The organism is Acidovorax sp. BoFeN1, assembly GCF_003345135.1.
Lineage (GTDB): Bacteria > Pseudomonadota > Gammaproteobacteria > Burkholderiales > Burkholderiaceae_C > Acidovorax > Acidovorax defluvii.
In genome coordinates this window covers 1-11,966 of the sequence record NZ_QOZT01000101.1, presented here as the reverse complement: position 1 = coordinate 11,966, position 11,966 = coordinate 1, and the positions used below count along the sequence as shown (strand labels likewise).

The 11,966-nt window shown below is 61.9% G+C and carries 9 protein-coding genes and 1 pseudogene; 3 read left to right on the top strand and 7 right to left on the bottom strand.

The window, feature by feature from the left end:
- Positions 1 to 330: 330 nt before the first annotated feature.
- From DTW89_RS16940 to DTW89_RS16925, 4 genes are read right to left on the bottom strand one after another with little or no spacing between them, the layout of a single operon-like run.
- Positions 331 to 1,572 (bottom strand): Wadjet anti-phage system protein JetD domain-containing protein, encoded by a 1,242-nt coding sequence (locus DTW89_RS16940; protein WP_114656776.1) that lies wholly within the window; start codon positions 1,570 to 1,572, stop codon positions 331 to 333.
- Positions 1,573 to 1,578: 6 nt separating this feature from the next.
- Positions 1,579 to 4,968, bottom strand: coding sequence for an SbcC/MukB-like Walker B domain-containing protein (locus DTW89_RS16935; protein WP_114656775.1), 3,390 nt, complete (start codon positions 4,966 to 4,968; stop codon positions 1,579 to 1,581).
- On the bottom strand, positions 4,965 to 5,600 hold the full coding sequence (locus DTW89_RS16930) for a DUF4194 domain-containing protein (RefSeq protein ID WP_114656774.1): 636 nt from the start codon (positions 5,598 to 5,600) through the stop codon (positions 4,965 to 4,967). Before DTW89_RS16930 ends, DTW89_RS16935 begins: the two co-directional genes overlap by 4 nt.
- Positions 5,590 to 7,017 carry a Wadjet anti-phage system protein JetA family protein gene (locus DTW89_RS16925; RefSeq protein ID WP_114656773.1) on the bottom strand — a complete coding sequence of 476 codons (1,428 nt, stop codon included), beginning with the start codon at positions 7,015 to 7,017 and terminating at the stop codon, positions 5,590 to 5,592. The genes DTW89_RS16930 and DTW89_RS16925 overlap by 11 nt, the downstream gene beginning before the upstream one ends.
- Before the next feature lie 93 nt (positions 7,018 to 7,110).
- Here DTW89_RS16925 and DTW89_RS16920 point away from each other — a divergent pair, with 93 nt between their 5' ends.
- Genes DTW89_RS16920 through DTW89_RS16915 form a run of 3 tightly spaced genes read left to right on the top strand, consistent with a single transcriptional unit; the run spans position 7,111 to position 9,266 of the window.
- Complete coding sequence (locus DTW89_RS16920; protein WP_114656772.1) at positions 7,111 to 7,911, top strand: WYL domain-containing protein; 801 nt, start codon at positions 7,111 to 7,113, stop codon at positions 7,909 to 7,911.
- A complete protein-coding gene (locus tag DTW89_RS19355) occupies positions 7,908 to 8,099 on the top strand; it encodes a hypothetical protein (RefSeq protein ID WP_147277674.1) in 192 nt (63 codons plus the stop codon). The genes DTW89_RS16920 and DTW89_RS19355 overlap by 4 nt, the downstream gene beginning before the upstream one ends.
- 36 nt (positions 8,100 to 8,135) lie before the next feature.
- Positions 8,136 to 9,266 (top strand): hypothetical protein, encoded by a 1,131-nt coding sequence (locus DTW89_RS16915; protein ID WP_114656777.1) that lies wholly within the window; start codon positions 8,136 to 8,138, stop codon positions 9,264 to 9,266.
- Positions 9,267 to 9,856: 590 nt separating this feature from the next.
- Here the strand turns inward: DTW89_RS16915 and DTW89_RS16910 are convergent.
- The 3 genes and pseudogenes from DTW89_RS16910 to trbG form a co-directional block, all read right to left on the bottom strand.
- Positions 9,857 to 10,099 carry a DUF2274 domain-containing protein gene (locus tag DTW89_RS16910; protein WP_004358711.1) on the bottom strand — a complete coding sequence of 81 codons (243 nt, stop codon included), beginning with the start codon at positions 10,097 to 10,099 and terminating at the stop codon, positions 9,857 to 9,859.
- Positions 10,096 to 11,361 (bottom strand): TrbI/VirB10 family protein, encoded by a 1,266-nt coding sequence (locus DTW89_RS16905; RefSeq protein WP_004358713.1) that lies wholly within the window; start codon positions 11,359 to 11,361, stop codon positions 10,096 to 10,098. Before DTW89_RS16905 ends, DTW89_RS16910 begins: the two co-directional genes overlap by 4 nt.
- A gap of 2 nt (positions 11,362 to 11,363) precedes the next feature.
- Positions 11,364 to 11,840: pseudogene (gene trbG, locus DTW89_RS16900) on the bottom strand (P-type conjugative transfer protein TrbG); the annotation flags it as partial.
- Between the last annotated feature and the right edge of the window lie 126 nt (positions 11,841 to 11,966).

Genomic DNA, 11,966 nt, shown 5'->3' with positions numbered 1-11,966 from the left:
CCCCGCTCAACACCAACGCCGCTCGCCCCGTCCGTCTTGCCATGCCAGCCTCCAAAAGGAATCGCTGGGTTGGCATGATCGCACATGATCACATTTACGTAAATGTTTTAACGGAACGATGTACTAGACACTTCCGCTCCATCGGCCGGGAGCGACCTTTCGAGCCCGCCGGCCTCATGACCGTTTTCTAAGGCTGATCTGAGACGAGGGGGGGTGTTGCCAACGGCCACGGTCATGAGCGTGGCCGAGTGGCGGGATCCCACGCACGCTAGCTGCAAACCTTCAGACAGTCGCTCAATAGATCGACAGGTACTTGCGCCGCTGCCGCGATCACTCGGGCCAGCATGGCTCCATCGCTTCCTGCTCGACCGCGAGCGCCCCGAGTGCTGCGGCTTCTTCACTCCACTCCCAGCGTTCACAGATCCGGAGAATCTCGCGCCGCGCCGAGGGCACCAATTCACGCCGGGTGACGGTGCCGGGTAGCACGGCGTTAGCGCGCATGCCATGCAAGCGGAGCGAACGCCCTTCTTGCTCGCAGCACTTGGCAATATGCGACGCGATGCGGAATCCGCCCACATCGATGTCACCCCAGTGGTGCAGCGCCGCGGTCGGCGCAAGCGCCTTCAGAAACACTGCGTAGGCTCGCTTCCATGAGGGACTTGGCATCCCGCCTGTGTAGATAACGATCGCATCGTCCGGCCGCTGTCCTGCAAGTTCGTGAAACGTGGTCAGATTCTCCACCGTCAACAGGCGCCGGCTAGAACCGGGATCAACACTGACCGAGCGGATGACTGAAGGGGCGAAGCCGACATACGGCCGCGATGCCATGATCGGTTCATCGCCGTATGAGACTGCAACGCTGCCGGCGACCAGCAAGGTCGGCGGAAACTTGACCAACCCCAGTTCGGAGAACAGATCTTCCATCTCGCTCTGCACCATGGCCGCGTCGCCCTGCACTAAGGCATCGAGCGCGGGCCAAATCGCCTCGATGCGCTTGCTGTCGCGGAACAGGCTGGCGCTCAACCTGCGGATGGCGATGTCATCGCCGCACTTGGACGCACAGTACTGGATCACGTGGATGGCGTCGAGCCATGAGGCTACGTCGCCCGGCCGCGTGCCGCGAAGCAGATTGCCTTTGCGCCAGGCCTCAATCACCTGCGCGAGTACCGGGTGCATGGCGGTGTGAGGTTCGAACTGGCGCTCGGCCAGAGCCACTACGTCCCAGCGCGGCTCGATCCCCAAATGCCGGGCCAGCCTGGCGCCGTCGTTCAGCACAATGCGCTGAACATGCGCACGCTCGCCCGCCCGGTGATCCCATTCGACGCTGATCGCACCATCCCGCTCGGCCAGCTGCAGGCTGGCATTGCACACGGCCTTGTCCGCATGCCGTTGTAGGCGTAAGTACTCGGGGAAGGATTTCTCGGATAGGGGAAGCGTCACGGACCTAGCGGTGCGGTCCGTGTGCGACGGCCCCTTCGCGGCGGCGTTCTCCGCTCGGGCCAGCAGCCGCTCTAATGCCTTGCGCGCCAGAGCCGCACCGCGGCCGGCCGACTTGTCGTCATCATCCACCATGCAACATCACCCTGCCCTGGCCGTAGCAAGCAGTTGGGATTCCGCCGCATTGATCAATTCCGGGTGCAACATCGGGATATCGCTAGAGAACAATGCATGCGCCGCTTCCTTGACAACCACATGCTCGGCAAACACGTCCGAGCCATACCGGGCCAGATCGTAGTAGTTGTCCATCAGCGGGGCGAGCTTGCCGACGTCGCTATCGGGGCCCGCCATCATCAGCTGCAGTCCCAGGCTCTTCAGGAAGGTCGCGGTCACATAGGTGTTTTGCGCATCCATCCCGTAAAAGGCCTCGTCGAGGATCATCAGGCCCGCCCCTACGCGCGCGACACCTGGCCGGATGCGATAGGCCGTGGCCAGAGCGGCGCCGGCAATGACATAAAAGGGCACGCGATGCTCACCGTTGGACGCCACGCCCATCCGTTTGCTCAATAGGTCGACAACCTTACCGTCCTGAAGGATTTGCAGGTCAAAGTTAAATAGCAGGCGATAGTCTTCCAGCGGGTTGTTGCCCCGATCCTTGCCGCTCTCGCTGTCTTCCAGCAAGGCCATGAGATTGTTTTGCATTCCCTGCTGCCCGAAAAGATCCTCTCCGCCTGCATCGGGTGAGGCGACGATGAGCTCGTACATGTCGCGGTGCGCCGGCGAGGGCTTTGCCAAGAACTGGTACTTCTCGCCATTGGTGAAGGCAGGACAGGTTTGCAAGATAGCGTTCAGGTCGCGAATCTCCTGCCTGACCCGCTGGATGGCCTCCCGCATCTTGAATTTGACGTCTGACCGGAACGATTGTTCAGCAGCCTCACGCGCGTCATCCGCCTGCTGGCGGTACTCCTTCAGCGTGGAATCATTCAACTTTCTGACGTGCCGACCGATCCAGCCGTGGGCTTTGCGCCAATCGCTGCGCTCGTCCACCAGCCCGATCGAGTATTCATTGATGAAATCAATAAAACCGTCGCGAGCTACCCCGAGCGCTGTCTGGATGTGGGAGTCCATTTGGCGTACGCGCTGCTCCAGTTCAAGCAAAGCCTGCTCGAGCCCGGCCGACAGAATCGCCGCCTGCAGCCGGTCGTACTCTTGGGGAAGCATGTCGTAGTCGCAGTCCGGATCGCGGATGGCTTGAGCGTGCGACGTCTCCAGTTTCGCGAGGTCTTCCTGCGCCCGGGTCAGCTGCGGAGACAAAATGGATAACCTCGTCTCTTTGCCGTTGATGGCAAGCTTGTGGTCATGCAACGCATTTCCGGCTTCAACCGACTGCCCACGCGCCTCCGCAACATCGGTGCGCAGAGTCTTGAGTCGCTCGGACACCGGCACTGCCGCAGGGTCCGTCGTCGCTTGCAAGTCCCGCGCTGCGGACGCATGTTGCCCCACGGCGGCCGCATACGACACCTGAGTGATCTGCTGCGAGGCGGCTTGGACCTTGGCGAATGCCCCGTCGACTTGGGCGAGGTACAGAGTGGCGCTGCGCTCCGCGTTGACTGCGTTGCGGCTCTCATTGACGGCGGCGACCCGGTCCTCATTGGTCAGTTTCACACCGAGCATCCAGGATTGCTCATCGAGGGGACGAATGCGCTTGCTCCCACCATTGGCGCTGAGCATGTAATCGACCGTCATGGCGCGCGGCTCATGCCGTAGTTGCTCGGTGGAGTGCACTCGCTTCATGCGGCCTAGGATTCTGCGCAAATAGGCCAAGGCGACTGCATTGGTGCTGTCTAGCAGCGCCGCGACGCTGTCCGGCGCTGGCGCGCGGCCGATGTCGTCGCGCAGGTGCTCCGGCTGCACGACGGTGACGTTGTTGACCCGCTGCCGCCGGATAAGGTCCACCGCCTCATCCTCCCTTCCAGCTTCGACGACGAGCGCCAGGCGATGGGGTCCTAAGAATGTCTCAATCGGCCCCCGCCAGCGCGGATCAGTGACCTGCACCAGGCTGGCCACAGGCTCATAGGCAATCCCGGCCTGCTCAAAAAGAGCCGCAGCGGTCGCAACATCGCCATCGGTTATCCGCTTGCCCTGGTTCACGGCCTGCAGTTTGGCCTTGGCGGACAGCGCAGTGGCCTTGGCATCATGCTCGTCCTGACGGGCGATAGTGCGCTCGCTGCCTAATTGCGTCTCGCACGCCGCTAGTATGTCCAACACCGTTTTCAACTGCTCCGGGGTCGCAATATGTCCTGCCTTGGCCCAGCCGTCCCAGCGCTTCAACTCCTCTTCCACCGCGCTCGCCTTCTGCGCGTGTCGCGCCTCCAAAGCTACCGCTGTTTCCAGCATCGCTTCACGTAGCTGCAGCGCCAAGCGATCCACTTCCTTGCGCGCCTGTTGGACAGTCGCGCCATGCGCCTTGCGCAACTGCTCCAGTTGTGCGGGTTGCTGGGCCTCGGGATCGGCGCCCAGCCGAGCGAGCAGGCTCTCATACGCCGCATGCAGCGTCTGGTGTCTTTGTTCCAGGTGCGGCAGGTCCTGGCGAGCCTTCGCCAGCTGCCTGTCGAGCTCGTTGATTTCCGCGTCCAGACTGGCGGCGCTCTCGTCGGCTGCCTCCAGTCGAACCTGAAGGCCGACCGCTCGGGCAACGGCTGTCTGGCGGTGCAGGCCAGCCACTTTCGAATAGCGCTTCTCGATCATCTCAAGCCGTGTCACCTGCGCCGTCACGTCTTCAATCTGCCGACCCAGGCTGCGGAGTGTCTTGATGTGCTGTAGGGTCCCCCGCTTGTCGATCGGTGTGGCTTCGACAAGGTATCCCCGCAGGAAGTCTCCCACGCTGCTGACGGCCTTGAGATTGATGCTGTGGCCGAAGGCGCGCAAGAACTTGCGTACATCGACCCCCTGCTGCACGTTGTGCAGCAACTCCTGCATATAGCTTTCAGGGCGCGTCGTGATGGTGGGTGTGCGCCCAGCGGCGCGAACATGCGAGCGCCCGAATTCGGCGAAAAGTTCCCAATCGATCGGGGCCTTGCCCCGATCCCCCAGGTCCTCCAGGTGGTGCTCCAGCTTCAACTCCACGCCGGGCAGGACGTATAGGCCCATGACCCGCTGGTCCGCCGTCGTCGCATGGATGCATATGCCAGCGCTGAGTACATCGCTCGGGTCCTCGCCACGGAACACCAACGAGATGTATGACAGCGCCACGTCCCGCTTGCGCGACACCACGCCTTGCTCGCCTTCTCCGGAGCGCATCGTGCCGAGCGCATAGGCCCGGATCGACCGGGAGTCCTTGTGCACCGATTGCGCATTGAAGTGCAGGTGCTGGCCGTGCCCGCCGACCATTGCGATCTGGACGGCATCGACCAAGCTCGTCTTGCCGGCGCCGTTGGGACCGATGACGCCGGTGCCCCCGGGACTGATCTGGAATGTCTCGTAGTCCCACAACGAGAACTGCACGACGTGCACGGCGACCAGTGTTTTCATGAAGTGAACTCCTGTGCCGCCGCCGGCACCTCTGTTGTGACCAAGCGCGCCTTCAAATCCGCGCCAAACCGGTTCAGCGCATGCTCACTAAGTACCTCGACGACGCCAGGCCAGATCAAGATGGCGAAAGGTTGTGGATCCCCTTCGGGGGCATCCACGGCCCTCGCAACGCCATGCCGCGCCGACATCTTCAAAAGCGTCCGTAGCGTGTCCACGCGGCCGTCAAAATCCCGGTGGCACAGACTCTTGTAGCTTTCCTCGAACTCCGCGATGTCGATCAATGCATCACCATCCGGCGTGAGGTCGCCAGCGCTTGCACGGGTGTGATAGACGTGTCGCAACGTCAGCAGAAAGAGCGTTTCCTGCAAATCCATCGGGCTTTGCGTCCCGCCATCCTGTGTGACATAGCAGAGCTCGTGCCGATCGACGAAGCCCAGACGCAATCCCATCAGCGCGACGGCCTCGCCAAAGGCATCTCGATGCGCCGAGATCAGGCGGTAGGCCACAGCCTGGTCCCGCTGCCGCAGATAGAGGCACTGTTGGACGACCAGCTGGTACATGGCGTGCTTGAAGTCGCTCGCCTCATACAGTCCATCGGAGTTTGCCGCAAGGGCATTCCAGTCACGCGGCATTGGCGGGCCTCCTTCTTACCTTGAATCCCGGAAGTTCGAATAGCTCGGTGCTCACCCGGCCTCCCTCGTCCATGACGGCCTCGAAGTCGAGGTTCCGAAGCAGCGGATTGGCGCGTAGCGCCTTCGGGTTGACACGGCCGATGGCGGCGAGCCGCATCAGCACCAGGACCGCCACTGCGTCGTCCACCCCTTGCACAGGAAGGTGAGCTCCGTCGATCTCAGTACCTGCGGGCACATGGGCCTGAACATAACGCCTGACGGCCGCGGGGGTGGTGTCCCGGTGGCGTACCATGGCCCGGCGAAGCATTAGTTCGGCCCGCTCACGCGGCGTCATCTCGCGCCTGACCATCGCGCGGCGGTCTGGCTTGGCCGTCGGAAGGTTCGGCATGCGGAGCCGATAATCTGCCACCACTGGCGATGGAGAAAGCAACCTGCCCGTGATGGGTTGGCCCTGTTCAGCCAACCGACAGGCGCTGGCGACAGCGTCTGCCAGGACGTCCTCCAGCCGCTCCGACGCCTTGAGCCGATAGCCGAGATAGGCCAGCGCCCGCTGCGTCGCGGAGTCGATGACGCGGTCCATGCGCTCCAGGAACTTCTCGACATCCAGCAGGCGCTGGAATCTCGAAACATCGCGAGCCAGCATGTCATCCACCGCCTCATGGCGAGCCCCCGGCAGCGCACGGTAGCCGGCCAGCAGCTGCTCGCGCGCAGGCTCTGTCGTCGCAACCAACTCGACCAGCTCGATAATTTCGAAGCGAAGCATCAGCGGATGATTCTCCGTACGCATCTGCCGGAAGTCACGCACGTAGAGCTCTTCGATGTGCTCGCTGAAGAAGCGCTTCACAAAGACAGGCGTGGCCTGCTCCTGGGTGAGGTCGCGTATCAGGTCTCTCACCCGCAAGGTCGTGGCGTTCAGACCGTTGATGAGCCGCGAGCAGGACTGCGCAGCCGTCTGAAAGCCGGCTGCCTGTTCCTTGGGATTGGCCTGGGCTGCCTTGAGCTGGTTGTAAATCATCTGAATGCTGCCGCCGACCAATTGCGGGCCATCGAGCGCGAACTGTTCCAGGGCGTCGAAGAACCGGGCCACCACCGGACGCATGCTGACAAAGACCCGTAAACCAACCCGGTCCTCGATCAGCCAACCGGTTTCAACCAGCCTCGCCAGCCATTGGTTCGCCTGCACGTTGATCGGTGTCGCCGCAGCATCCGGACTCTCCTCCTCCCATTGCTCATCAAGCAGGAAGCGCTCTATCTCCTTCGTCACCTGCTCGTGCAGATAGCCTTCGGCATACGGTGGTACGCAGTCCGCGCCGAAGAAGCGCTCCGACAACCGGACCAGCAACTCCCAGGCTCGGCGGTTGTAGCGCCCTGTGAGCGGACCGAACAGTCCATTGGGCAGGCGATCGAACAGGTTCATGACAAATTTATACACCAAGCTAATTTAGCTTGCAAGCTAAATTTGTAGTATGCTTCCGTCATCGCAATTCGACTTATCGGCTCCGTGTCCCACTTGAGCAATCTCGAAACCGTACTAACCTGGGAAGGCGCGATCGACAACGAGCGCATTCGACAGTTGTTGGACGTCAAAGCCGTGTGGGCGAGCCGCCTGATGGGCGAACTGGTCAAACGGATGGGACGCCGCGCCCGACGCGCCTCGGCTCATGCTCCACTCGAATTCGCTGATCCACGGTCCGCAAGACGCTCACCTGATGAGTACCTGCAGATCGTGAGTCATCACCAAGACCGGTTGGTCGGGGGATTCGTGGAGGATGCCCGCATCGATCTCTCAGCGGTAGCTCCACAGGTGTTTTCGACCCTGTTCCGCGCCGTCAAGCAGCAGACCGGCGTCCAAATCATCTACAGGTCCATGTCCTCACCGGCGGGCTCGGAACGGATCATCTTTCCCCACGCATTCGTGCGCGCACCCCGGCGCTGGCATGTGCGCGCCTGGTGCGCACAGCGTCTGGGCTATCGCGACTTCACACTGGGTCGCATGGCGTCAGCCGAACTCGTGGATACCCTGAACATGAATCCGCAAGATGGTGACGCGGAATGGTTACGCATGCTGGAGCTCGTGGTCGTTGCCCACCCTGCCCTGTCCGTCGCACAGCAAGAGATGATCGCGCATGAGTACTTTCCCGGCGCCCGGGCCATGCGCCTGCGAGTGCGCGAATGTCTCGCCTCGTATGCCATTCAGGACTTGCGCCTCGCACTGGACGCATCAAGGCAAGCGCCACCGAACTACCAATTACTGGTCAGCAATGCGACGAAGCTCCCCCCGTTGTTCAGCCAGAAGGAGAGTTTTTCATGACCGGACGCGCGGCTCGTTCCGATCAACGAAGACAGGGGCTTGTCGCCACACAGATCAGACAGACCCAGCTTTGGAAATCTGGAAGCTCCACATCAGTGCGCCAGAACACGATAGCCATTGAATCATCTAGCGAGGCGCGGCCGCCTATCGTTTATGAGCAATTTCAGATCGCCCACCCCATCAAGTAGGCATTCCGCAAGACAAAGTATCGGAGGATCATGATCATGGCGAAGACCCGTCTGAGGCGCTACGTGGCAACCACACTGATGACGGTAGCGCTGCTGCCCTCTATTGCGCTGGCCTTCCAGGTACTACCTCGCATCAGCGACGTTGACCGCAAATTGTCGAGTCTTGGAGGCAACCAGTTCATCGATGGTATCGGTCAATGGTTCGTCGGAAATGCACTTCCCATGATCAAGAGCCCGGTCCATGAGGCCATCACCCTCAACGCGCTCGACTGTGTGGTTCAGGCGGGCTTGGAAAAACAGTGCCTGACGACCGAAGCCGTCCGTGCTAACCAAGTGCTCCTCTACGGCGTACGCTGGCCCGACGATCCGCCGTTCGCGCTGAACCGCGCATCGCCACCTCGCATTGCAGACTGCGACCCCAAGGTCACGCTGCGCTCAACGGCCCAACCCAAGTGCTGGAAGGGCCTCTTCTCCGATGCCGACAAGACCGCCAAGCAGCGCATGTCTAGCAAGCCCGGCGAGCCGGCTTTCGGCCCAGGCGAGTATCTTTTGTACCGATCGCATTTCGGTGACCTGCAGTTTTTCCACTCGATGGCCGCGTATGACAGCGAGACTGCCGCAGAAACACGCCAGCGGATGCGGATGTGGGCGCAGTTCCTGTGGGGCGTGGCGACCAAGGCGATTCCGACCGACCGCTTCATACGAACCCTCGGCGTCGACCAACTGGAATACTATTTCCCCGGCGATATGACTGCCACGAATCTATTTGCCACCGGCATCGTCGAGGTCCGCAAGGACCTCGACAAGGTCGCCATGGGAGCGCTGCTGCACATGCTTCAGGACAGTTTTTCACAAGCCCATGCTGGCCGGAACCCTGAGAGCGGCGCCATGTGCGAAGCGATTCCACGGTTCGCGCAGCCAGGTAGGATTAGTCAGTTCTACAGTTATGCGGGGCAAGTGGGTAGCTTGCATGATCACGAGGACACCTTCAATGCGTTGGGCTTGCAAACGTTGCAAGTCAGTCCGAGCGTCGTGGATGCCAGCCGTGCCTTCCTAACCTTGTGGAAGGAAAACGCACCGTGGAGCGAGGCGGAGAAATACTTCAATTGCGCCTTCGCGTTGGAGGCGCCAGATACCAAGGCTGGACCCGGCCCATTCACCCAATGAAACCATGCTCGGGAGAGTGTGCAGGATTTTGTGTAAACGGACAATCCATCGTCGGCGCGAGCCTACCAGGCCATCAACACAATGACATCCAAGAAGCACGAAGTACCAACAGAACTGCTGGCCTCTTTGTTCCTCGTCGATGCACTGAATCAAACCCGTGAGCATGGACAGGCAGGTTTGATATAGGCGTGCATGAATTTTCCCTTTTATTCGGATGCCATGAGTTGCTGAATCCGAGCACCCAACCAGACGTATCCACGCTGAACGAAGACGGCTGAGCCAATTCGCTCATCCTTATCGCTACCTTATCAAGTTGGTCGAATACTGGATGCTCGCCGAGCTACGCTGAACATTTCCCAGATGCGCCCTAGCTTGCCGGCCCACTCCATCATCAACAGGCCCCCAAACACGCATGATTAAAGGGATTGGCGGTGATTGACTTGAGCCTTTACCGTCGCTTTTACCGTCATCCGACAAGAGCTTTGTCTGGTGCGGAAGATGTAGGGATTTGAGGGGCGACGACTCTGGCAACTCCATCGTCAATCACCCTCTAGGATAGCGCAGAAAGCACAGCGGTCTTCCTCCAAGCCTCACTTCGCTGCAACCTTTGGAGCCTCCCGCCCTCCCCTCCTGAACCCACGATCTCCCGCCATGAACGCTTCCAGCATGTGCGGGATCAGAGTCATGGCATCGACCGCCTCGCCATACGTCTGCGCGTACAGCGCGGCGTAGCGGTCGAGGTCGGCTTTCAGGCTGGCCGGGCAAGCGAAGGTCAGCTTGACGCTCTCGGTCTTAGGCAGCGGCCCGAGTCGCAGCTTCTTGGTCGTTCTCATTGCGAAGCTCCCCGATTGAAGAACAGCGGCTGGTAGGGCCGCAGCACCAGATCCCGATTGACGATGATCCGCACCGGCAGGCCCGGCCGCGTGGTCAGCGTCGGCTGGATGTTCATGTTGCGCCGAGTGATCTCCTGGCCGACCTGATTGATGCTGTCCTGCGCGCTGTCGCGCCCCGCGATCACGATGCGATTGCCGTCCTGGCGGCTCTCCGGCGCGGCCAGCTCGGCGCCGACACCCAGCAGCGTCGTCAGCACCGCGCCAGCGACGATGCGATTCCAATGCCAGTCCACATCGTCTTCCAGGCCCGCGTAGCCTGCGGGATCGGTGCCAACAAGGTTGTCGAGCGTCAGCGAGGACGTGTCGGGCAGGATGATCCGGTTCCAGACGACTTGGACACGGCTCTGCCCGTAGCTGACCTGGCTGTTGTAGCGCCCGAGGATGCGCGATCCCTGCGGGATCAGCAGGAATTTGCCAGTGGCCGTGTCAAAGACCGGCTCCGTCACCGTGGCGATCACGTCGCCCGGAAGATCGGACTTGATGCCTGTCACCAGCGCCCCGGCGATCACCGTTCCGGCCATCACCTGATATGGCGATGCCGGCAGCGCCAGATTGCCGGAATTGCGGGTTTCCGTAGAACCACCTTTCAGGAAAACCTCTTTCTGGTCTTGCCGGTTCTGCACGGCGGTCGGGTCGGCGGGCTGGGCCGCCGTCGAGGCCGGTCCGGCGGCCATCGGGTCGAACGCTGCATTGGCGGCGAAGCCCGGCGCGGCGGCGACCCGCGACTGCGCCACGGGAGCGGCCGCCTGCGCACCTGAACGGAAGAACACGGACGAGGCTGCGGCCGCTTCGGCTTCCTTGCGCAGCGCATCGTTCGGATCGTGGCCGGGGGCCGTGTAGGCGGCCGTAACCGGCTGCTGCGATTTCACGATGGCCGGGCCGAGATCGCCCGGCAGCGGCGGCCCGAGTTCGGGCACCTTCGGCAGCTTGGAATAGTCGGACGGTAGGCCGTCCAGCCCTTCAGACTTCGACACACGATCCACGTTGTAAAGCTCGGTCTGTTCGCCTGCGCCGCGCCGATGCGGCTGCAATGACCAGATCGTGGCCCCGAGCACGGCGACCGACAGGCCGCCGGTGAGCATGGCCAGCGTCCGCCGGTTCAGGCGCGTGACCGGGCGCGGCTGGGCGCGCAGCGCAACCGCCTCGGGCGCGACCTTGCCCGCCTGCGGCGTGGCGAGGTCGGGGGTGTCGTCCTGGCTCATGGTCAGTTCCTCCGTGCCACGCCATCCGTGCGCTCGATCCGCACCACGTCGCCCTTGTCACCACCCAGGCGCAGTTCGGCAGCGCCAAAGAGGCGATCCACAATGTAGTACGGCGCGCGGAAGCGGTAATTGACCAGTTGCCCGTCACCTTGCGGCCCAATCACGAACAGCGGCGGCAATTCACCCTGAGCGATACCGGGAGGGAACTGGATATAGACCTTCGCGCCATCATCGAAGGCACGGAGTGGCTTCCAGGGCGGATTGCTGCCGCTGATCGCGTAGCGGAAGCGCAGGTTCTCCAGCGACAAGCCGGAATCCACCGGCGCGGCGGCGCTGGAAGCCTGCGCCTGGCGCTGCAAGGCCAGCACCCGGTCGCGCGGGTATTCCCACGACACCGATGCCATCCACGTTTTTTCCGTCGAAGCCAGCTCCAGCAGGTACGTCCTACGGCTGGTGGTGATAACCAGATTCGTCTTAAGGCAATGCTGATCAAGGTCCACCGTTGTCGCTTCTCAAACGTTATCCGCAGATGAAGCAGCAGACCCTGGCAATGGCCGCAGATCAAAACAACGGATTCGAGCAGTCGCGCAAGCCCACCCGACGTG

Excerpts from the sequence above, each read along its gene's own strand:
- DTW89_RS16940 (WP_114656776.1), bottom strand. The coding sequence starts at position 1,572 with ATGGTGGATGATGACGACAAGTCGGCCGGCCGCGGTGCGGCTCTGGCG.
- DTW89_RS16935 (WP_114656775.1), bottom strand. The coding sequence starts at position 4,968 with ATGAAAACACTGGTCGCCGTGCACGTCGTGCAGTTCTCGTTGTGGGAC.
- DTW89_RS16930 (WP_114656774.1), bottom strand. The coding sequence starts at position 5,600 with ATGCCGCGTGACTGGAATGCCCTTGCGGCAAACTCCGATGGACTGTAT.
- DTW89_RS16925 (WP_114656773.1), bottom strand. The coding sequence starts at position 7,017 with ATGAACCTGTTCGATCGCCTGCCCAATGGACTGTTCGGTCCGCTCACA.
- DTW89_RS19355 (WP_147277674.1), top strand. The coding sequence starts at position 7,908 with ATGACCGGACGCGCGGCTCGTTCCGATCAACGAAGACAGGGGCTTGTC.
- DTW89_RS16915 (WP_114656777.1), top strand. The coding sequence starts at position 8,136 with ATGGCGAAGACCCGTCTGAGGCGCTACGTGGCAACCACACTGATGACG.
- DTW89_RS16910 (WP_004358711.1), bottom strand. The coding sequence starts at position 10,099 with ATGAGAACGACCAAGAAGCTGCGACTCGGGCCGCTGCCTAAGACCGAG.
- DTW89_RS16905 (WP_004358713.1), bottom strand. The coding sequence starts at position 11,361 with ATGAGCCAGGACGACACCCCCGACCTCGCCACGCCGCAGGCGGGCAAG.